The sequence below is a fragment of the Sorangium sp. So ce321 genome (genome assembly GCF_051530195.1).
Classification (GTDB): Bacteria; Myxococcota_A; Polyangia; order Polyangiales; family Polyangiaceae; genus Sorangium.
Map to the genome: position 1 here is coordinate 4,686,051 of NZ_CP150329.1, position 20,928 is coordinate 4,706,978.

17 protein-coding genes are annotated in these 20,928 nt (G+C 74.4%); 14 read left to right on the forward strand and 3 right to left on the reverse strand.

Features of this window, described 5'->3' with window-relative positions; genetic code table 11:
• Positions 1–147: 147 nt before the first annotated feature.
• The 9 genes from WME89_RS17820 (at position 148) to WME89_RS17860 (ending at position 11,581) form a co-directional block, all read left to right on the forward strand.
• The gene (locus tag WME89_RS17820) at positions 148–1,896 is read left to right on the forward strand and encodes a phosphoenolpyruvate carboxykinase (GTP) (RefSeq protein WP_438010319.1); all 1,749 of its coding nucleotides are present in this window, start codon (positions 148–150) and stop codon (positions 1,894–1,896) included.
• A 221-nt stretch (positions 1,897–2,117) separates the two neighbouring features.
• Positions 2,118–2,675: a GbsR/MarR family transcriptional regulator gene (locus WME89_RS17825; protein WP_436617644.1), complete on the forward strand. Its 558-nt coding sequence runs from the start codon at positions 2,118–2,120 to the stop codon at positions 2,673–2,675.
• Between the two features lie 90 nt (positions 2,676–2,765).
• The gene (locus WME89_RS17830) at positions 2,766–3,842 is read left to right on the forward strand and encodes a polyprenyl synthetase family protein (RefSeq protein ID WP_438010320.1); all 1,077 of its coding nucleotides are present in this window, start codon (positions 2,766–2,768) and stop codon (positions 3,840–3,842) included.
• A gap of 101 nt (positions 3,843–3,943) precedes the next feature.
• Positions 3,944–5,221, forward strand: a complete 1,278-nt coding sequence (locus WME89_RS17835; protein WP_438010321.1) for a hydroxymethylglutaryl-CoA reductase, degradative — start codon at positions 3,944–3,946, stop codon at positions 5,219–5,221.
• The gene (ubiE, locus tag WME89_RS17840; RefSeq protein WP_438010322.1) at positions 5,218–5,949 is read left to right on the forward strand and encodes a bifunctional demethylmenaquinone methyltransferase/2-methoxy-6-polyprenyl-1,4-benzoquinol methylase UbiE; all 732 of its coding nucleotides are present in this window, start codon (positions 5,218–5,220) and stop codon (positions 5,947–5,949) included. The genes WME89_RS17835 and ubiE overlap by 4 nt, the downstream gene beginning before the upstream one ends.
• Before the next feature lie 33 nt (positions 5,950–5,982).
• Complete coding sequence (menD, locus tag WME89_RS17845; RefSeq protein ID WP_438010323.1) at positions 5,983–7,824, forward strand: 2-succinyl-5-enolpyruvyl-6-hydroxy-3-cyclohexene-1-carboxylic-acid synthase; 1,842 nt, start codon at positions 5,983–5,985, stop codon at positions 7,822–7,824.
• A gap of 183 nt (positions 7,825–8,007) precedes the next feature.
• Entirely contained in the window at positions 8,008–8,943 is a 936-nt protein-coding gene (locus WME89_RS17850) for a 1,4-dihydroxy-2-naphthoate polyprenyltransferase (protein ID WP_438010324.1), read from the forward strand.
• 5 nt (positions 8,944–8,948) lie between these two features.
• Complete coding sequence (locus tag WME89_RS17855; protein ID WP_438010325.1) at positions 8,949–10,034, forward strand: mandelate racemase/muconate lactonizing enzyme family protein; 1,086 nt, start codon at positions 8,949–8,951, stop codon at positions 10,032–10,034.
• Entirely contained in the window at positions 10,022–11,581 is a 1,560-nt protein-coding gene (locus WME89_RS17860) for an AMP-binding protein (RefSeq protein ID WP_438010326.1), read from the forward strand. The genes WME89_RS17855 and WME89_RS17860 overlap by 13 nt, the downstream gene beginning before the upstream one ends.
• A 76-nt stretch (positions 11,582–11,657) precedes the next feature.
• On the opposite strand, the gene WME89_RS17865 is transcribed toward WME89_RS17860, so the two are convergent.
• Positions 11,658–12,095, reverse strand: coding sequence for an acyl-CoA thioesterase (locus WME89_RS17865; protein ID WP_437839800.1), 438 nt, complete (start codon positions 12,093–12,095; stop codon positions 11,658–11,660).
• A gap of 185 nt (positions 12,096–12,280) precedes the next feature.
• Here WME89_RS17865 and WME89_RS17870 point away from each other — a divergent pair, with 185 nt between their 5' ends.
• Positions 12,281–13,342 (forward strand): hypothetical protein, encoded by a 1,062-nt coding sequence (locus tag WME89_RS17870; RefSeq protein ID WP_438010327.1) that lies wholly within the window; start codon positions 12,281–12,283, stop codon positions 13,340–13,342.
• A 72-nt stretch (positions 13,343–13,414) separates the two neighbouring features.
• A complete protein-coding gene (locus tag WME89_RS17875; RefSeq protein WP_438010328.1) occupies positions 13,415–14,233 on the forward strand; it encodes a lysophospholipid acyltransferase family protein in 819 nt (272 codons plus the stop codon).
• A gap of 22 nt (positions 14,234–14,255) precedes the next feature.
• Here the strand turns inward: WME89_RS17875 and WME89_RS17880 are convergent, their stop codons facing one another.
• Positions 14,256–15,482 (reverse strand): lipin/Ned1/Smp2 family protein, encoded by a 1,227-nt coding sequence (locus WME89_RS17880; protein ID WP_438010329.1) that lies wholly within the window; start codon positions 15,480–15,482, stop codon positions 14,256–14,258.
• 127 nt (positions 15,483–15,609) lie between these two features.
• On the opposite strand from WME89_RS17880, the gene WME89_RS17885 reads away from it, so the two are divergent.
• The 3 genes from WME89_RS17885 to WME89_RS17895 all read left to right on the forward strand — a co-directional run bounded on the left by WME89_RS17885 (position 15,610) and on the right by WME89_RS17895 (position 20,123).
• Complete coding sequence (locus tag WME89_RS17885; protein WP_438010330.1) at positions 15,610–16,266, forward strand: hypothetical protein; 657 nt, start codon at positions 15,610–15,612, stop codon at positions 16,264–16,266.
• Between the two features lie 44 nt (positions 16,267–16,310).
• A complete protein-coding gene (locus WME89_RS17890) occupies positions 16,311–18,488 on the forward strand; it encodes a serine/threonine protein kinase (protein ID WP_438010331.1) in 2,178 nt (725 codons plus the stop codon).
• A 135-nt stretch (positions 18,489–18,623) separates the two neighbouring features.
• Positions 18,624–20,123 carry a tetratricopeptide repeat protein gene (locus tag WME89_RS17895; protein ID WP_438010332.1) on the forward strand — a complete coding sequence of 500 codons (1,500 nt, stop codon included), beginning with the start codon at positions 18,624–18,626 and terminating at the stop codon, positions 20,121–20,123.
• A gap of 24 nt (positions 20,124–20,147) precedes the next feature.
• On the opposite strand, the gene WME89_RS17900 is transcribed toward WME89_RS17895, so the two are convergent.
• Positions 20,148–20,879: a hypothetical protein gene (locus WME89_RS17900; RefSeq protein ID WP_438010333.1), complete on the reverse strand. Its 732-nt coding sequence runs from the start codon at positions 20,877–20,879 to the stop codon at positions 20,148–20,150.
• Between the last annotated feature and the right edge of the window lie 49 nt (positions 20,880–20,928).

A 20,928-nucleotide genomic window follows, 5' to 3' on the forward strand; every position in this document is an offset into this window, starting at 1 on the left:
GCCTCGCGAGAACTGAGCCAGCCCACAGCCGCCGCCTCCGGGCTGCTGATTCCTTTGCAGTCCGCCAGAACATCCAAGTTTATTGTATTACTACAGCGGCACTGTCCCTTGGCGGGCCTTCTGGCCCGGGCTAGGCTCGACAGCTGGATGCAAGAGCGGAAACTTTCAGCGTGGGTCGACGAGGTCGCGCGGCAGACGCGGCCCGATCGGGTCGTCTTCTGTGACGGCTCCGAAGCGGAGAACCAGGCGCTGATCCAGGGAATGCTGAGCGACGGCACGCTCATCGCGCTGGACGAGGAGAAGTACCCCAACTGCTATCTTCACCGGAGCGACCCGACCGACGTTGCCCGGACTGAGCACCTCACGTTCATCTGTGCTCGCGATGAAGCGGAGACGGGCCCGACGAACAACTGGATGTCGCCGGATGAGGCCTCGCAGCGGGTCGGGCGGCTGTTCGACGGGGCGATGAAGGGGCGGACGATGTTCGTCGTTCCTTATCTGATGGGCCCCGTCGGGTCGCCGTCGGCGAAGGTGGGAGTCGAGATCACCGACAGTCCTTATGTCGTGGCGAGCATGCGGATCATGACCCGCATGGGACGGGTCGCGCTCGACGCGCTGGGCAGCTCCGAGGACTACTGCAGGGGGCTGCACTCGCTCGGGGATCTGAGCCCGGAGCGCCGCTTCGTCTGCCATTTCCCCGAGGAGCGGCTCATCTGGAGCGTCGGCTCGGGGTACGGGGGCAACGCGCTGCTCGGGAAGAAGTGCTTCGCGCTGCGCATCGCGAGCACGATGGCGCGCGACGAAGGCTGGTTCGCGGAGCACATGCTCATCCTCGGCCTGGAGGACCCGGAGGGCCGGGTGACGTACATCTGCGCGGCGTTCCCCAGCGCCTGCGGGAAGACGAACCTCGCCATGCTCGTGCCGCCGGCGTCCCAGGCGGGCTGGAAGGTGTGGACGGTCGGCGACGACATCGCCTGGCTGCGGATCGGGCCGGACGGCCGGCTCTGGGCGATCAACCCCGAGGCCGGCTTCTTCGGCGTGGCCCCCGGGACGAGCTCGAGGACGAACCCGAACGCCCTGGCGACGCTGGCGAGGAATTCGATCTTCACGAACGTCGCGCTCACGCCGGAGGGGACGCCGTGGTGGGAGGGGCTCGACGGCCCGGCGCCGCCGGTGCTCACCGACTGGCGGGGCCAGCGGTGGACGCCGGACAGCAAGGAGCCCGCGGCGCACCCGAACAGCCGGTTCACCGCGCCGGCTCGCCAGTGCCCGTCCATCTCGCCGGCGTTCGACGCCGCGGCGGGCGTGCCGATCTCGGCGATCGTCTTCGGCGGCCGGCGCGCGCGGCTCGCGCCGCTCGTCTGCGAGGCGCGCGACTGGGCCCACGGGGTCTACCTCGGCGCGACGATGGCCTCGGAGACGACGGCGGCGGCCACCGGGAAGGTGGGCGTCGTCCGCCGGGACCCGATGGCGATGCGCCCCTTCTGCGGATACAACATGGGCGACTACTTCCGGCACTGGATCGAGCTCGGCGAGAACCGCGCGGCGTTCCCGAAGATCTTCCACGTGAACTGGTTCCGGCAGGGCGCGGCGGGCAAGCTCCTCTGGCCCGGCTTCGGCGAGAATCTCCGCGTGCTCCGCTGGATCGCCGCGCGCGTGAGCGGGGCGGCCACGGGCCGCGATACGCCGCTCGGGATCATGCCCGCCGACGGGGAGCTCGATACGAGCGGCCTCGGCCTGAGCGACGAGGCGGTGCGCGAGCTCTTCGCCGTCGACCGCGACGCGTGGCTGGAGGAAGCGCGCGATCGCGAGGCGTTCCTGGGGTCGTTCGGCTCGCGCACGCCCGAGGCGCTGCTTCGACAGAACCGGGATCTCACGGCCCGGATCCAGGCGTGAGCTCGGGCCGGCCGCCGCAGCGCGACCGGTCCGGGGCGCTCCCCGGGACCCCCTGATAGAGAAGACCGGCCGCCGCAGCGCGGCCGGCGCTGGCCCGATCCGCCATGACGCCGGGTTGGGAGCAGGCGTGCTCGTCCGTTTCCTGCCGAGAGCGGTCGGGAATGTCTTGACGCCGTTCTAGGTTGGCCCACACAGTTCCTTCAAAGAATTTTGAAAGTTCAATGAGCCCTTCAAGTGACATCCATCGCCAGGCGGAGCTGCTCGCGGCGGACGCGATCGGCGACGTCATCGAGCACTGGGGCTTCCGCCGGGTGCTCGGGAGGATCTGGACCGTCCTGTTCATCGCAGGCGGCGCCCTGTCCGCCGCGGAAATCGGCGAGCGGCTCCAGGTTTCGTCCGGGGCCATGAGTATGTCGCTGACAGAACTCCAGAGGTGGGGTGTAGTACGACGGGTATGGAAACCGGGCGAGCGGAAGGAGTTCTTCGAGGCCGAGACCGACTTCTGGAAGATGATCTCCAAGGTGTTCGCCGAGCGCGAGCGGCTGATCGCCGACTCCGTGAGGGAGCGCCTCGAGCGGGCCTCCGCGCTGCTCGAGGGGCTGCCGCCGACGGACGCGACCCGGTTCAGCCTCGACCGGGTGGAGCGGCTCCTCTCGTTCGTGATCGTCGCGCAGACGGCGCTCGACGGGTTCATCAAGAGCAGGACCGTGGACTTCTCGCGGTTCGGGGATCTGGTCCGGTTCCCGATCCGCGCCGTGCGCTCCCGGCGAGGGGCCTAGCGGGCGCGTGATTTCGGAGTGCTCGATCGCCACGGGGGCCCCGCGCGGTGCGGGGCGCAGCGTGCGCTCGTGCTTCCAGGTGGAGATGGGATGACTGCGACAACAACGTTTACTGGGACGGTCCAGCGGAGCGATGTCGTCTCGAGCCTCGGAGGCATGTGCGCTGGGCGCGGGCTCGACACGCTCGCCGCGCGGCTCGCGGAGCTCCGGCGGCTGCTCGACGGGGATCTCGAGGACGTCGAGCGCGAGCTGGCGAAGGTCGGGCTCGACGGGGACACGCCGGCGCACAAGAGCGCGCGGCACCTGCTCGGGCTGAGCGGCAAGCGGCTGCGGCCGATCTGCGTCGCGCTGGCCTCCCACATCGGCGGCGGCTTCAACGAGGCGGCGCGGACGTTCGCCGTGGCGGTCGAGCTCGTCCACAACGCGACGCTGCTCCACGATGACGTGGTCGACCTCGGCGACCGCCGGCGCGGCGCGGACGCGGCGCGCGTCATCTACGGCAACGCCGCGTCGATCTTCGGCGGCGACTACCTCCTGCTCGACGCGCTCTGCAAGATCCAGGCGACGGGCATGCCCGACGTGCTCCAGCGCGTGCTCCAGGTCGTGAAGGAGATGGTCACCGCGGAGGCGCTCCAGCTCGCGTCGCGCGGCCGCGTGCGCACGAGCACGAGCGAGTACTTCCAGATCGTGGACGGCAAGACGGCCTCGCTGTTCCGCTGGGCGATGTTCGCGGGCGCGCGCGCGGGCGGCGTGAGCGAGCCGCTCTGCAAGGCGCTCGAGGGCTTCGGCACGAGCCTCGGGGTCGCGTTCCAGCTCGTCGATGACGTCCTCGATTTCGCGGGCGACCCGGAGGCGACAGGCAAGGCGCTGCTCACGGACCTGCGCGAGGGCAAGATGACGTACCCGCTGCTCCTCGCCATGGAGCGCGACCGCGAGCTCACGCCCGCCCTCGAGGCGCACTGCGCGTCGGAGGAGGCGGCGGTGGAGCCCGAGCTCGGCCGGCGCATCGCGCAGATCATGGTCGAGAAGCACGTCGTGGACGACTGCCTGGAGCTCGCGTCCCGGCTCTGCGGGGACGCGATGCGGAGCATCGAGCCGCTCCCGGAGAGCCCGGCGAAGGCGGCGCTGGAGGGGGTCGCGATGTCGACGCCCCGGCGGAGGCGGTGAGCGGCGATGACGACCTCGGTGATGCAGGGCGCGGCGCGCGTGGGTGACACGGGCGAGCGCTCCCCCTTGAAGCGAGCGCGGTCGACGCGCGGAGGCGCCCGATGAGCCAGAACGTGTCCAGCCGGATCAGCGGCTTCTACAAACGGTGCCTAGAGGATCGGCTCCGCGAGATCCAGGCGCTCGGCCTGCTCGACGAGGACGCGCTCGCGCACCTCGCGAGCGGGGGCGGGCTGCCGACGGCGGTGGCCGATCGGATGTGCGAGAACGTCATCGCGACGCACGCGCTCCCGCTCGGCCTGGCGCTGAACTTCCGCGTGAACCAGCGCGACGTGCTGGTGCCGATGGCGGTGGAGGAGCCGAGCGTCATCGCCGCCGCGTCGAACGCGGCGCGCATGGTGCGCCTGTCCGGCGGCTTCTCCGGCGACGCGGACCCGCCGATCATGACCGCCCAGGTCCAGCTCGACGACGTGCCCGACGCCGAGGACGCCGCGGTCCGGCTGGAGGCGGCGCGCGCGAGCCTGCTCGCGGCCGGCGACGCGGCGATCCCGCGGATGGTGGCGCGCGGGGGCGGGTGCCGCGACCTCGAGGTGCGCGTGCTCTCGGCGGAGCTCGGCGTGCTCGTGGTGCACCTCTACGTCGAGGTCGGCGACGCGATGGGCGCGAACCTGGTCGACACCGTGGCGGAGGCGGTGGCGCCGCTCGTGCAGCGCATCGCCGGCGGGACGCTCGGGCTCCGGATCCTCTCGAACCTGACCATCCGCCGCCGGGTGCGGGTGACGGCCACCGTCGGCGACGACGCGCTCGGCGGCGCAGACGTGGCGAGCGGCGTCGCGCGGGCGAGCCGCTTCGCGGAGCTCGATCCCTACCGGGCGGCCACCCACAACAAGGGCTTCATGAACGGGCTGGACGCGGCCGCTGTCGCGCTCGGGCAGGACTTCCGCGCCATCGAGGCTGGCGCGCACGCGTACGCGGCCCTGAGCGGCCAGTACCGGCCGCTGAGCACGTGGGAGCGCGTGCCCGGCGGGCTCGTGGGCCGGGCGGAGCTGCCGCTCGCGGTCGGCACGGTGGGCGGCTTGACCGAGGTGCACGCCGGCGTGCGCGCCGCGCTGCAGCTCGTCGGCGCGAAGAGCGCGGGCGAGCTCGCCGTGGTGCTGGCCTCGGTCGGGCTCGCCTCGAACCTGGCGGCGCTGCGCGCGCTCGCGAGCGAGGGCATCCAGCGGGGCCACATGCGGCTGCACGAGCGGAAGCGCGCGCTCGCCGCCGCCCCGGGCGGGGGGGGCGGCGAGGCCGCCGCGCCGCCGTCCGGCGACGGCAAGCGGTTCGCGGGCGAGCGCGCCGAGGCCCACCGCGCGGTGCGGCAGGCGGAGGGCGGGACATGAGCCAGCCTGGACAGGACGAGGGGCCGCGCGACGGGCGCCGCGCCGGCAGCGGCGAGATGTTCGACGGGATCGCCGAGCGGTACGACCTCCTGAACCGGATCATCTCGATGGGGCTCGATCAGGGCTGGCGCCGGCGCGCGGTGCGCTCGCTCGAGCTCACCCCCGGCGCCACGGTGCTCGACCTGGCGACCGGCACCGCCGATCTCGCGATCGCGATCGCGCGGACGCACGACGTGAAGGTCATCGGGGTCGATCCGTCGCAGGGGATGCTCGCCGTCGGCCGCCGCAAGGTGGAGGCCGCGGGGCTCGCGGGCCGGGTCGAGCTGGAGGTCGGCGACGCGGAGCAGCTGCGGCTCGGCGACGCGAGCGTCGACGGGATCTCGATGGCGTTCGGCATCCGCAACGTCCCGGACCGCGCGCGGGCGCTCCGCGAGATGGCGCGCGTCACGAGGCCCGGGGGGCGCGTCGCGATCCTCGAGCTCAGCGAGCCGCGCGGGGGCCTCATGAGCAAGCTCGCGCGGTTCCACATCCACACGGTCGTCCCGTACATCGGCGGCGTGATCTCGGGGAGGGACGAGTACCGGTACCTGCAGGACTCGATCGCGAGGTTCCCGCCGCCGGACGAGTTCGCGGAGCTGATGCGCGGCGCGGGGCTGCGCGTGCTGCGCGTGGAGCCGCTCACGATGGGCGTCGTGTGCCTCTTCGTCGCGACGCCCGAGGGAGGCTGAGGTGCGCGCGCGCGAAGGGCTCGGGAGATCCCGGTGAGCGGCTCGAACCTCCACTCTGCCTGGGCTCAGCTCTTCGTCCGCACGCTGGCGCACGCCGGCGTGCGCGACGTGGTGCTCTGCCCGGGCTCGCGCTCCACGCCGCTCGCGATCGCGGCGATGGAGAGCGAGGAGGTGCGCTGCCACGCGGTCATCGACGAGCGGGCCGCGGCGTTCTTCGCCCTCGGGCAGGCGCGCGTCACCGGCCGGCCCAGCGTGTTCGTCTGCACCTCGGGCACCGCCGGCGCGCACGCGCTGCCGGCGATCATCGAGGCGCACCAGAGCTTCACGCCCCTCATCGCGGTCACCGCCGACCGCCCGTGGGAGCTCGCCGACGCAGCGGCCCCGCAGACCATCGATCAGAACAAGCTCTTCGGCGACCACGTCCGTCACTTCGCCGAGCTCGGGCTGCCGGATCCGTCGCCGCTCGCGCTGCGGGCCGTGGCGCGCATCGCGGCCCAGGGGGTCGCTCTGTCGCTCTCCCCGACGCCGGGGCCGGTCCACATCAACGCGCGCTTCCGCAAGCCGCTCGAGCCGGTCGACGTGGCCGGGCCCGAGCCGTGGCAGGCGGAGTGGGAGGCGCTGATGCGCCGCGCCGGCCCGCGGGTCGTGGCGGCGCGCGCCGGCGTCGACGCGCGCGCGCTCGACGAGATCGCCGCGCGGTGCGCGCGGGCCGAGCGGGGGCTGATCGTCTGCGGGCCCGCCCCGAGCCGCGAGGACGACGCGCGCGCGCGCCGGTCGGTGCTCGCGCTGGCGCGGGCGACCGGCTTCCCGGTGCTCGCCGAGGGCACGAGCCAGATCTACTTCGGCGGGCTCGCGGCGGACGTCGTCATGCCGCCCTCGTTCGACACGCTCCTCCGCGCGCCCGAGTTCCGCGCGGCGAACGCGCCCGATCTCCTCCTCGAGCTCGGCGCGCCGCCGACCTCGGCCGGGTACGCGACCTACATCGCCGAGCACGCGAGCTGCCGCCGGTTCGTCGTTTCCCCGCACGGCTGGAACGACCCGACGAACGCCGCGGCCGCCCTCGTGATGGCCGAGCCGGCGGACGTTTGCGAGGCGCTCGCGGGGCGCCTCGCCGGGGCGGCGCGGGACCTCGGGCGCGCGCGGCGGGAGTGGGCCGGATCGTTCGCGCGCGCCGGCGAGATCGCCGCGACGCTGTCCGCGCGCGCGTGCGCGGGGGACGAGCTCACGGAGGGCGCCGTCGCCAGGATGGTGGCCGGCGTGTGCCCGGAGGGCTCGCTGCTCGCGATCGGCAACAGCATGCCGGTGCGCGACCTCGACACGTACTGCGCGCCGTCGGCGCGCGCGCTGCGCGTCCTGCACCAGCGTGGGGCGAGCGGGATCGACGGGCTCGTGTCGGCCGCGGCGGGCGCCCGCGCGGCCGCGGCCAGGCCGGTCACGCTGCTGCTCGGCGATCTCAGCCTGCTGCACGACCTGACCGGCCTCCTGCTCGCCGCGAAGGCGGCGGCGGACGGCGAAGCGCCGCTCGTCGTCGTGGTGGTCCAGAACGACGGCGGACGCATCTTCGAGCACCTGCCCATCGCCAGGACCGGCGCCGGTCTGCTCGAGCGGGCCTTCACCATGCCGCAGCACCTCGAGTTCGCGCCCGCGGCGGCGATGTTCGGGCTCGCCTACGAGCGCGCGGGCACCGCCGAGGGGCTCGCCCGCGCCCTCGCCGCCGCGCACCAGCGGCCTTTCGCCACGCTGATCGAGGCGGTGGTGCCGCCCCACGACGGCGCCGCCCGCGTCGCGCGGCTCTGGTCCGACGTCCGCCGCGAGGTCGCCGCCGCGAGCAGCGCGCCTGCGGCCGAGGCGGCGGCCGAGCTCCAGCCTTCATGAGCGGCGCGCGCGCCGAGAACCCCGAGCTTGCAGAGAGGGATCCACGGTCATGAGCCAGGTCAACGCGAACAGGAGTCTCGGAGCCGAGGACCTCACGCGCCGCGAGGCGTCCGGCGCGGGCGTCGCGCCGCGCGGGGGCGATCGTGCCGCCGCGCTCGGCCGCGGCGGGCAGGGGAGGGGATCATGAGCGCGACGGCGGCATCTCAGCCGGCCGGGGCAGCGGCCGCGGGCGGCGTGCGTCCGGGCTCGCTCCGGGCGTGGCTCCTCGCGTGCCGGCCAGCGACGCTCACCGCGGCGCTCGCGCCGGTGATGGTCGGCACGGCGGTCGCCTACGCGCTCGGCGGCATGCGGCTCGGCCCGGCGCTGTCGGCGCTCGCGGGCGCGATGCTCATCCAGATCGCGACGAACTTCGCGAACGACGTGTTCGATCACGAGAAGGGCGCCGACACGCACGAGCGGCTCGGCCCCACCCGCGCCGTGCAGGCGGGGCTGCTCACGCCGCGCCAGGTGCGCGTCGGGCTCCTCGTCACGATCGCGCTCGCGGTGCCGTTCGGGGTGCACCTCGCGCTCGTGGGCGGGTGGCCGATCGTGGTCATCGGCGTCACGTCGATCCTCGCCGGCGTCGCGTACACAGGCGGCCCGTACCCGCTCGGCTACCACGGCCTCGGCGACATCTTCGTGTTCGTGTTCTTCGGCCTCGTCGCCGTGTGCGGGACGGCCTTCGTGCAGCTCGGCTCGGTCCCGCAGCTTTCGTGGGCGGCGGCCGTGCCGGTCGGCGCCATCGCCACCGCCGTGCTCGTCGTGAACAACGTCCGCGATCGCGACACGGACGTCGTCGCCGGCAAGCGCACGCTCGCAGTCCGCTTCGGCCGGCGGGCCGGCGTCCTCGAATACGCGATGCTCCTCGCGGTGGCGTACGCGGTGCCCGTCGCGCTCGCCGTCGGCGACGGCCGGCGGTGGACGCTCCTCGTGCTCGCGACCTTCCCGCGCGCCGTGCGCCTGCTCCGGGTGCTGGCGACGACCGACGGCCGGCCGCTCAACGACTGCCTGGCCGGGACGGCGAAGCTGCTGCTCGCGTTCGCGCTGCTCTTCTCGCTGGGTCTCGCCGCCCGGATGTAGGGATCATGCGCGTCGTCGCTGCCAGCCTTGAGCAGGTCGATCTCGAGGGCGCGCGCCGGGGGCTCGTGCTGTCGCTCACCGACGACGAGGGGCGCGTGGGCCTCGGCGAGGCCACGCCGCTCCCCGGCTTCTCGCCCGACGCGGTCGACGACGATCGGCGCGCGCTCGCCGAGCTGCCGGGGGCGCTCGGCCCGATCGATCTGCCCGGCGTGCCCGCGTCGCCGGGCGCGGCGCCGCGGGCGACGGCGTTCGCGATCCTGCGCGCGCTGGCGCCGCTCTCCTCGCGGCTGCGCGGCCTCCCGGCGGCGCGCTTCGCCCTGGAGACGGCGCTGCTCGATCTGCTCGGCCAGCGCGTCGGCATGCCGGTGTCGGCATGCCTCGGCGGGCACCGGCGCCACGACGAGGTCCGGGTGAACGGGCTGCTCACGACCTCGGTCGCGCTGCCGGAGATGCTCGATCGCGCGCGCGCCCTCGCCGCGCGCGGCGTCCGTGCGATCAAGGTGAAGCTCCGCTCGCGCGGGGAGGAAGGCTTCGCGCGCGACCTCGAGGCGCTGCGCGCGCTCCGGCGGGAGCACGAGGCCATCGAGCTCCGGCTCGACGCGAACGCCGCGTGGTCGCTCGAGGAGGCGCCGCGCCGGCTCGGCCTGCTCGCGCCGCTCGGCCCGCGCTTCGTCGAGCAGCCTGTCGCGCCGGAGCTGCTCCACCACCTCGGCGCGTGCGACGTCCCGTGGGCGGCCGACGAGTCGCTCGCCGTCGAGGGCATGCCGGAGCGCCTGCTCGAAGCGGAGGGCTGCGCCGCGTTCATCCTGAAGCCGGCGATGCTCGGCCTCCTGCGCGCGCACGAGCTCGGCCGCAGGGCGCAGGCGCGCGGCATCGACGCCGTGGTGACCCACCTCTTCGACGGCCCCATCGCGCTCGCCGCCGCCTGTGAGCTCGCGCTCGGGTTGCCGCGCCCGCCGCTCGCGTGCGGCCTCGACGCGCACGCCGGCCTGGAGGCGTGGCCCGCGGTCCGGATCCCGCAGCTCCGCGAGGGCGGCCTGGTCGCGGCGAGCGGTCAGCCCGGCCTCGGCGTCCGACGATGGACGGCCTGAGCCTCCTCGAGGCCGCGCGCGACCCCGCGGTCGCGGCGCGTGCGGCGCTCGTGCACGGCGGCGCCGACGCGGACGCGCCGCGAGCGCTCGACGTCCCCGGCCTCCGCGTCGGACCCGGCGGCGTTCTTCGCTTCGGCGATCTGGCCCCCGCGGTCGCCGCCGTGTGCGCGCGGCTCGCCCGCGCGGGCGTGGGGCAGGGGGCGCGCGTGGCGCTCGTCGCCCCCAACGCGCTCGGGACCGTCGTCGCCCTCCACGCCCTGCTCGCGCTCGGCGCGGTGCTCGTCCCGATCCACCCGCGGCTCACGGCGGGCGAGGCCGGCATCCTGATCGACGACGCGCGCCCTGATCTCGTCCTGCGCGAGCCCGAGCTCGCCGCCCTGCTCGACGAGGCCGGGTCCGAGCTCGCTGCGCTCGTCGACAGCGGGCCGCGCGCCGCCGAGGTCGCCGGCGTCGCGCCGCCGGACCCCGCCGGCGATCTCGCGATCGTCTACACCTCGGGCACGACGGGGCGCCCGAAGGGGGCGGTGCTCCCGCGCCGCGCGTTCCTCGCCGCGGCCGAGGGGAGCGCGGCCAACCTCGGCGTGCGCGACGACGATCGCTGGCTGCTCTGCATGCCGCTCTGCCACGTCGGGGGCCTCTCGATCGTGACGCGCTGCTTGCTCGCGCGGCGCGCCGTCATCCTCGCGCCCCGCTTCGAGCCCGCGTCGGTGCTCGCCTCGATCGTGCGCGATCGCGCGACGCTGCTGTCCGTCGTGCCGACCATGCTGCTCGCGCTCCTCGAGGTCGATCGCGACAACGTCCTCGCCCGGCTCCGCGCGGTGCTCGTCGGCGGCGCGGGCGCTCCGGAGCGGGCGCTCGACGAGTGCGCGCGCCGCGGCGTCCCCGCGCTCACGACCTACGGCCTCACCGAGGCGTGCTCGCAGGTCACGGTCCAGGGCCCGCGCGATCCGCGCACCCGCGAGCCGGGCTCCGGCGCGCCGATCTCCGGCGTCGAGCTGCGCGTCGAGGGCGCCGGCAGCGACGGCGTGGGCCGCATCGAGATCCGCGGCCCCGTGCTGTTCCGCGGCTACTACCGCGGGCCGGAGCGCGCGCCGGAGCTCCTCGTCGACGGCGCCGGATGGTTCAGCACGGGGGACCTCGGCGCGCTCGACGCCGCCGGGCGGCTGCACGTCGCGGCGCGCCGGAGCGACCTCATCGTGACCGGCGGCGAGAACGTCTACCCCGCCGAGGTGGAGCACGTCCTCGCGTCGTGCGCGGGCGTCGCGGGCGCGGTGGTGTTCGGCGTGCCGGACGAGCGCTGGGGCCATATCGTGGCGGCGGCGATCGTCCCCGACCAGGCTGCGCCCGCCGCGCCGGGCGGCGCCGCGCTCCGGCCCGCGCTGCTCGACGACCTCGCGGCCGCCGTCGCGGCGCGCCTCGCCCCGCACAAGCGCCCGCGGCGCCTCTGCGCCGCCGCGGCGCTCCCGGTCACCCCGGCGGGCAAGCTCGATCGCGCCGGCGCGGCGGCGCGCTTCGCGGCCGCGCTCGCGCCGTTCCCCGCGCGCTAGCGCGGCGATCCGCCTGGCGGCCGTCGCCCGGGGCCTCGAGGCCATCGCCCGCAGCGGTGGCGCGGCGGCGGCGCGGCTACCCGAGCGCGCTGCGCAGATCGTCCGGGAGCGGGCGCGGGGTGAAGCGCGCGCCGTCGATGCACACGTGCACCGTCTGCCCGACGGCGGCGATCCCGCCCGCGGTCGACACGCGGTAGCCGACCGTGAACGACGTGTCGCCGAGCTTCGGCGCGAGCACCTCGACCTCGAGGGCGTCGCCGAACCGGAGCGGCAGCAGGTAGTCGGCCTCGGCGTGCACGAGCGGCAGCTTGATCGCGCCGCCCGCGATGAGGCCGGGGAGATCGACGCCTCGCTCCTTCAGCGCGACCATGTACGCGTCGCTGAAGTACTCGAGGACCCGCGGGTAGAAGACGATCCCGGCCGCGTCGACGTCCTGGAAGCGCACGGCGCGGCGCTCCACGGCGAGGCGCGGCGCGGTCTGCTTGAGCTCATCGACGCTGAACGCGCGCTTCATCGCGCCGCAGGCTAGCGCAGCCGGGGCCGCGCGCGTCGCGAGGAGAGCGGCGCACCGCCGCTCCCGCATGCCCAGGCTCCGGCTCGGCCGGCGATGGGCGCTGGCAGCGCCTGCCCCTGATCCGCGTGGGCGCCGTGTGCCTTTCTGCTCGCCGCCGCGCGCTCCGCGGTCCATGCTCGCCCCCGATGGCTGACCGATGTCCCGGCGGCCTCGGGGCCGGGTCCCGCAGGCTGGGCCGCGCCACCGCGGAGGAGCGCCCCAGCTGCGCGGCGCGACGCCGCGAGGCCGCGCCGCCGCGTCCTCGCGGCGCGCTCGCGGCGCTCGCTTGCCTCCTCGCGGCCAGCCTCGCTCCCGCGTGCGACTCCGCGCCGACGTCGACCCCGACGCCGACGCCCTCTCAGAGCCCGCCCATCGCGTCGCTCGCGGCGCTGCCGCGGCCCGCGTTCGCGGAGGCCCCGGCGCCGACCGGCGCGGCGCACGCGTCGAACCCGCTCGGCTTCCCGGCGCACCCGGTCAAGCTCGACCCGGGCCGCCGCGTGTTCACCTTCTCGGACCGGATGCTCGCCGGGGCGAGGCTCGGATCGACGCTCGTGCTGTACGCGGCGACCGTCGTCGGCTTCGAGGGCGATGACCTCATCATCGAGGGGCGGGGCGGACCGTCGTACAAGGTCCACCCCGGCTACGTCATCCCCGTGCCGGACGCGCCCCGCCTCCGTCCCCACGAACCGGTGCTCACGGAGTGGAACGGCGTGATGAAGCACGCCGTCATCACCCGCTTCGTGAAGGACAAGATGGAAGTCCGCTACACCGACATGGACCCGCGGACCCCGCTCGCGCTGCTGAAGGGGGTGCGCTTCGTGGTGCAGGCCGAGGGGCTCGTCCCCGGCAACTTCGCCGCATGGAAGGACGGCGAGACCTGGCGCCACGTGCTCCTCGTCTCGCGGCTCGGCGGTCCGCCGGCCGATCCGGGCGCCGTCCTCACGTCGCTGCCCAGCAGCTCTGCGCGGTGGTTCGCCCTCGGCTACGGCGGAGCCGCGCTGCTCGCGGACGAGTCGGCGTTGCGCCCACTCCCCATCAAACCGCAGCTCAAGATCGGGGCGAGCGTATGGGCCGAGTGGGTGGGCACGCTGCGGCCCGCGGTCGTGCAGAGCGCCGAAGAGACAGGCCTGTACACGGTCAAGTTCGAGCGCGCCGGGCGGCCCGCCACGGTCGGCTGGGGGCTGCTCACGCCGCCGCTCGGCTCATAGATCAGTGCGCGGCGAAACTGCGCAAGATGCTACGCGTTTTCCCCACACATGGAGAGTGGTAAGCGTTGTAGTATGGATCTCAAGAGCGCATGGCTGGCGACGCGTCAGTGGGTCCCGTTCACCGTCAGAACCATGGCCTATGGCACCGTATCTCTGACGCTGGGACCCCTCACGCCGCAGCGCTCGGCGAGCCTCTGGGCGATGCGCCGCTGGTGTCAGTCGAGCGCGCGCGCACTTGATATCGACATCGAGGTGAGCGGCCTTGAGAACGTCCCTCCTGGGGTGTTCGTCTACTGCTCCAACCACCAGAGCCTGCTCGACATCCTGGCCCTCGGCGCGGTGCTGCCGGGCGACTTCAAGTGGGCGGCGAAGCGCTCGCTCATGAAGATCCCGTTCCTCGGCTGGCACCTCCAGCTCGCGGGCCACGTGCCGGTCGATCGCACCGTCGGCTCCCGCGCCGCGGCCGAGGCGATCGCGCGGTTCGAGCAGGTGCTCCGGGATGGCAAGCCGCTGCTCGTGTTCCCGGAGGGGACGCGCAGCGAGGACGGCGTGCTCCGGTCGTTCAAGAACGGCGGGTTCTATGCCGCCGTCCGCGCGGGTGTCCCCGTGGTGCCGGTCGCGATCGACGGCACGCACCTGCTCATGAAGAAGGGGGCCCTCGACACGGGCGACGGCACCATGCGGCACGTCCGCGTCCGCGTCGGCGCGCCGCTCTCCGTGGCCCCGGACGGCCGCGAGGGCGCGCGCGTGACCGATCTGCGCGAGCGCGCCCATGTCGCGGTGAGCGACCTCCTCCGCTCGATCGGCGGCCGCGTGGAGGCGCCGGCCAGCGCCGCGTCCGCCTCGGAGCCGCCGCCGAGCGGCGCCCATGCGGATCAGGCGCCCGGCTGAGGCGCCGGCGCGCCGCTCGAGATCAGTCGCAGAGGCTCGGGAGCGCGTCGATCTCGGTGAGCAGCTCGGCGTAGTCGTCGATGCGCCGGCCGCCGAACAGCGCGTCGTCGAACCGGTAGAACACGCGCCGGGTGAGAGGCATCACGCCGGCGCTATCGTAGGCCGCGGCGTCGGTCGCGGTGTTGCCGAAGGCCCACGCGGGCACGATCTCCCTCCCGCTGAAGAGCTGCAGCAGCTCCGTGATCTTGTAGTCCGCGGCGGCCTGGCCGAGCGCGCCGGTCAGGTCGAGGGTCGTGTGCACGATGCCAGGCGGGAAGCCGTAGGCCTCGAGGAAGTCGCGCGTGCGCTGGACGAGCCACTCCGGCCGCGCGGTCAGGTACATCGGGCGGTAGCCCTTCGACGTGAGCCGATGGAACGCCGCGGCGGCGCGCGGGTGCGCGTCGGGCAGCGAGCCGGTGAGGAGGGCGGTGAACTCCTCCGTCTCCGTGCCGGTCAGCGTCCCGTCGACGTCGCTCACGAACATCGGGGCGCCCCGGGGGACGACCTCGATGAAGAGGTCGGTGCTCGACAGATCGCCGCGGACGACCAGGTGGACCCGGTGCCTGCCCGGACCGAGCCGCTGCGCCGCGGGGATCTCGAAGAAGACGCGGCCGCCGCTGTCGATGACGCCCTCGATCTCGCGGTGCGCGGCGTCGTCCTCCGTCGTGATCGCCGCGCCGAGGCGCTCCCAGGCGCCGCCGCAGCCGCGGAGCAGGTAGACGTCGACCCGCTCGCCCTTCAGGTCCTTGTCGGTGATCCCATAGGCGAACTTGCCGATGATCCACTGCGGGTCGTCAGGGGTCAGGTAGAGATCGCGCCCGCGGTGGCTGGGGCGCCCCGCGCCGGCGATGAGGTACGACGTCGGGTGGTTCCACGCGAGCTCCTCCCCCGGATCGGGCGGCGCGGCGTCGCACGCGGGAGGCGGGTCGCAGCGGGCGCCCGGGGCCCCGCCGCCGCTCGACGACGCATCGCCGCCCGACGACGCATCGCCGCCTGCGCCGCTCGACGCATCGCCGCCCGCGCCGCTCGAAGCGTCGCCGCCGCCGTCGTCCTCACCGCTGCCGGTCGAGCCGCCGTCGCCGTCGCCGCCCTGGCTCGAAGAGCCGCCGCCGGTCGGCTCGTCGCTCGGCGCGCCGAGCGTCGCGTCGGCCGAGCCGCAGCCGATCGCGAGCGCGGTTGTGGCGATGACAAGAAGAATCTTGAGCTGCATCGCGCCCGAGTGTGGCCGAGTCGCCCCCCATCGAACAACCGCCTTCGGCGCGTCGGTGACCTCGCGGACGTTCGCGCTCGGCCCTTGCGCGCGGGCCGGACTCGGGGCAATCGTAGCTGCCCCAACGATGCCCAAGCCCAGCCCGAAGTTGCTGCTCCGCCAGGCCGGTGAATACCTCAAGGCTCACCCCGAGGAGATCGGGAGGGCGCTGCGCGGCGCGCTCGGCCTGCGCTTCGGCGTCCCGATCGATGCGCTGCGCTACCTCGCGAGGGAGCTCAGCGGCGGCAAGCGCGCGCCGAAGGACATCGTGATCGAGGCCGCGCCCCCGGGCCTGCGCCTCGCGCTCACCGTGAAGGTCATGGGCGCCCCGATCCGGGCGTCGTTCGCCGTCTACGCCGAGGAGCTCGACGTGCGCGCGGACGCCATCCAGGTCGGCCTCCGGATCGCCGACCTCAAGCTTCACGTCATGGGCGACGAGAGCTCGCCGATCGCCGGGCTCATTAACTCGGGAGCGATCGACCTGAACAAGCCGGGCAATTTCGTGTCGTTCATGCCAAAGCGGCCGGCCGCGCTGATCGACGCGAAGGACGACCGGATCACCCTGGATCTGCTCAAGATTCCAGCGATCAGCCAGAATTCGACGGTCGTCCGGGTGCTGCGCATCTGCGCGCCGGTGCTCGGTGTTCGTGCGCTGAAGACCAAGGATGACCACCTGGACGTCCACCTCAAGGCCACCCCCTCCGGGGTCGCCGCCGCGATCGCCGCGGCGCGCGCGGGCGTCTGAGGCTCTTTCCGGTGGGGGCCGTCGCCCGCTAGACTTCACCGTGCATGTCTCGGCTCCCAGCGCCCGCGCCGGCCGCGCTCTCGCTCCAGTTCCTCGCCGAGATCGCATCCGGAGCGACCACCCGCGTTGATCTCTGCAGGTCGGCAGGTCCGCACCGGCCCGGGGAGCTGCTCGCCGTCAAGCGGCTGCACCCCCACTACGCCGAGGATCCGGCGGTCTCCACCCGGTTCTTCGACGAGGTGCGCACGACAGCGGCGCTCAAGCACCCGAACGTCGTCGAGGTCGCCGGCTGGGGCACCGACGAGCAGGGGTCGTACTTCGCCGTCGAGCTCGTGCAGGGCGTGAGCCTCGCGCGGCTCATGAAGACCGTCTTCGACACGGGCGAGGTCTTCTCCGAGCGGCTCGTCGTCCACATCGGCGCGACGCTCTGCCGTGGGCTCGCCGCGGCGCACGAGCTGCGCTCGCCAGCCGGCGAGCTGCTCAACCTGGTGCACCGCGATCTCACGCCGGGCAACGTGCTCGTCGGCTTCCAGGGCGAGGTGAAGATCGCCGACTTCGGGCTCGCCAAGTCCTCGCTCCGCGTGATGACCACCGCCGTCGGGGCGCGGCGGCGCGTGACGACCTACATGGCGCCGGAGCAGGCGCGCGGGGGCCCCGCCGACAAGCGCTCCGACCTGTTCTCGCTCGGCGTCGTGCTGTTCGAGCTCTTCGCGGGCAAGCACCCGTGGCCCTCGTCGAGCGACTACGAGCTCCTCCGGAACCTGACGACGCAGCCGGCGGCCGACCTGCGGGAGCTCCGGCCGAAGATCGACAAGGAGCTCGTGGCGATCGTGACGCGCTGTCTCGAGAAGGAAGCGTCGTCGCGCTTCCAGAGCGCGGACGAGATCTTCGCGCGGCTCGAGGGCTGGCTGCGCAGCCACGGGTACCTCGAGGGGAACGAGGAGGCGCTCGGCCGCTTCGTGCGGCGCAACGCGATGAGGCAGATGCGCTGGTTCGAGCGCGCTGTCTCGGGCGGCTTCGCCGACGTCGCCAAGGCGCCGCGCCCCTCGCTCTCGGCGCAGACGGCGATCCCGCGCCGGCCCGCGGTCGACGTCTCGCACGCCGCGCACGCCGCGCGGGACCGGGGCGCGGGCGCCTCCGACCGGCTCCGGGGTAGCGGCGCGGCGCGCGCGCAGGACGAGGAGCCGACCGATCTCGACGCGCGGGGCGGCAGCGGCACGGCGTCCCCGCTCCCGCTGAGCATCACGTCCCGCGACGCGGACGACGGCCTCCGCCGGCGCGGGCCGCTGTCGTCCGACGGGGCCGAGGAGAAGACGGTCGTCGTCGGGGGTGCCGGCCGCGGGCGCGGGGACCCCGCGTCCGGCAGCTCGAGCGGCGGACGACGGCGCGGCAGCCAGCCGTCGTACGGCTCGATCACCGCGCAGGACTCCGAGTCGCGCCTTTCGCCCGTGAACGAGCCGCCGCAGGCGGAGGCGCCGCGCTCGACGACGGCCGCGGTCGCGTACTCCGCGGCGCGCGACGCCGGCGCCACGCCCACGTCGCCGGGCGCGCCAGCGAGCGAGACGCAGCTCCACGCGGAGGTCGACCGCCTCACGACCGAGGCGCTCCGGTTCCGCGAGGAGGCGCGCTTCGCTGTCGCGCACGCGGAGCGCAAGCAGGCGCTGGCCAAGGTGGCGGCCCACCTCTCGTCGATCGCCGCCGAGGCGCTGCGCCTCGCCGCGAGCTCCGGCGCGGAGCGCGCGTCGCGCCGCCTCGACGAGGCGCTCGCGCTCGAGCGGGCGATGCACAAGGTGATGTCCTCGCCGCTCACGGTCGCGCCCGAGACGGCCGCTGGCCCTGTCGCGTGGGGCAGCGAGCAGCAGGCCGTCCTGGCCCAGCTCGGGCTCGAGCACCTGGCGTCGCCCGCGACGCCGCGGCCCCCGGACTTCGGCGCGCCCCCGCAAGCTCCCGCTCCGGCCGCCCTGGGCGCCGCGGCGGCCCCGCGGAGCGCGACCGCGGCGCCCGCGAGGAGCTGCGCTGCTGGCGGCGCAGCCGCGCCGCTCATCATCCAGGGCGGCGCCTCCGGCGTCGACATGCCGAACAGCCCGCCGAGCTCCGTGGAGTCGATCGCGTTCCAGGCCAGCATCCGGCCGATGCTCCTCGGGGTGCCGCGCGCGCTCGCCCTCACCGTCGCGGCGGCGGCGTTCGCCGCGTTCGTCCTGCTGGCCTGGCTCTACTCCTGAAGCGTCGCCGCGCGGCGCGCCGCCCTCGGAGCCGAGCTCCGCTGCTGCGTGCGTGCGTCACGGGCGCGGGCGCGGGCGCCGCGCGCCGAGACGTCGCTTGATCCCGGCGGGGCACGGCGGGTACCGTCCTTGATCATGAGCGAGCAAGGCGACTGGGTGCTTATCGGCCTCGACGAGAACACGGCGCGCCGGCAGGGGATCCCCGCGCGCATGCCGGTGCCTCGGGGCGAGTTCGAGGGGTTGGCCGACAAGGGGCTCAGCATCGACGCTGCCCGCAAGTGGATCAAAGACTTCCTCACGAACTCCGAGCCCGGCAAGAGCGGCGTCTGGCGCAAGCAGAACAGCGCGCTCGTCTCGCAATTCGAGGCCTTCCTCGACAAGGCGCCGGTCTGGGAGCGCGCGCAGAAGGCGTTCGGCGAGCGCGATTACGAGAAGGCCATCTCGGCGCTCAAGCGCATCGTCACCATGGACCCCGACGACCACGCCGCGCGGCTGAACCTCGCCTCGGCGCAGGCGAACATGGGCGATCACCCCGCGGCGCTGAAGAGCTTCCAGGCGATCCGGAAGACGTTCCAGGGCGACGCCGACTACCACGTGGCGGTCGGGCAGGTGCACCTGGCGATGCAGAAGAAGGACGCCGCGCTCGACGAGATGGTGCTCGCGCTCGAGGCGAAGCCCGACTGCCAGCCGGCGCTCGACGCGATGGTGCAGCTCGGGGTCCTCGCGCCGATCTACGAGAACCCGCGCGACGCCGCCTCGCTCGTCTACGTGCGCTCCGACTCGGTGCTCGAGTACCTGACGGGCCAGTGGGACGCGGCGCCGCGCGACAGCGCTTTCTACCTGGAGCAGCTCGCCTACCACGAGCGCGAGCTCCGCCACGGCGTCGCGCTCGCGGCCGCCGAGCGCGCGGTTGCCGCCGCGGGCGCGGGCGAGGGCGGCGAGCGGGCCGAGCGCGCGCAGCTCGCGCGGATCGCCGCGCTCCGGTCGCTCGGGCGCGTCGACGAGGCGCTCGCCGCCGCCCAGGCGTTCGTGAAGGAGGCGGCGTCCTCGTCGGGCGCCTGGGTCGAGCTCGCGAAGTGCCTCACCCAGGCAGGCCGCGGCGAGGAGGCGCCCGCCGCGATCGAGAGCGCGCTGGAGCGCGACCCGGGCGACCTCACCGCGCTCTCGCTCCGGTTCTGGCCGAGCGACCCCGCGGACATCCAGAAGGTCAACGCGGCGATCCCCGAGCTCGCGGCGTTCGCCGCGGCGCACCCCGAGAGCGCCGGCGCGCGCCGCTCGCTCGCCCGCGCCGAGCTCGTCGCGGGCCGCATCGACGACGCGCTCGCCGGCTTCGCGGCGGCCGTCGCGCTCGCGCCCGAGGACGACGACCTCAGGGCCGAGTACTGGAGCGAGCTCGGGAAGCAGCAGCGATACCCGGAGATCATCGCCGACGCCGCGAAGCTCTCGGACCTCGCGAAGCGCGACTGGAAGCTGCGGTGGAACGAGGCCGAGGCGTACGCCGCCCTCGGCAAGAACATCGAGGCGCGCGCGGCGTTCTCGGCCATCAACTTCGACGAGTCGCTGCACGTCGACGTGCGCCGCAGGGCCAAGCGCGCGGTCAAGACGATGGACGAGACGCCGCCGGTCGTGACGTGAGGTCGCGGCGGCGGCGGCCCGCGCTCAGAGCGAGCCGGAGAGGCCGAGCCCGAGCGTGTCGGCCGTGACGATCGGCTTCACCGAGAGCGAGACGTCGTTGCGGACGAGCTTCTTCTCGGGCGCCGCGAGGCCGCCGATGAACATGGCGACGCCGCCGACCTGAGCCAGCCCGTCGAGCATGAGGATGAAGACCCCGCCGCCCTTGGCGCCCGCCGTGCCGATGGTGATGAAGGGGCCGGCGAGCGGGACGTAGAGCGGCATGTAGGCCGCTCCGCTGCCGCCGCCCGCGCGGTCCTCGGCCTCCGCGACGAGCCCGACCATCGCCGAGAGGAGGTACGTGACGCCGAACGTCACCGCGCCGCCGATGACCAGCCCGCGGCGCGCCCTGGGCTCGACGCGGTAGCCCTCCGGGATGGTCTGCCCTTCCTCGTAGTTCATGATCCTCGGCCCGACCGGCGGCGAGCCAGGCGGCGGGGCGTACCCGGGCGGCGGAGCGTACCCGGGCGGCGGGGCATACCCCGGGGGCGGGTAGTAGCCGGGCTGCTGCGCGTACGGGGCGGGCGCGCCGTACGGCGCCGGGGTCCCGTAGGGCGCCGGCTGCGCCTGGGCGGCGCCCGGCGGCGCGGACGCCGCGGGAGGGGGCGCCTGCGCGAAGGCGGAGGATGCGCTGAGCAGGAGCGCGGCCAGAGTTGCTGCACTGGCGAAGAGAGATCGCGAGAGGTGAGCTGAGGCGCCCTGACCGAGATGGATGTCCATGATCAACGACGCTAACGCAGCTCGCGCGCAAAGATCCAGATGAGCGCAA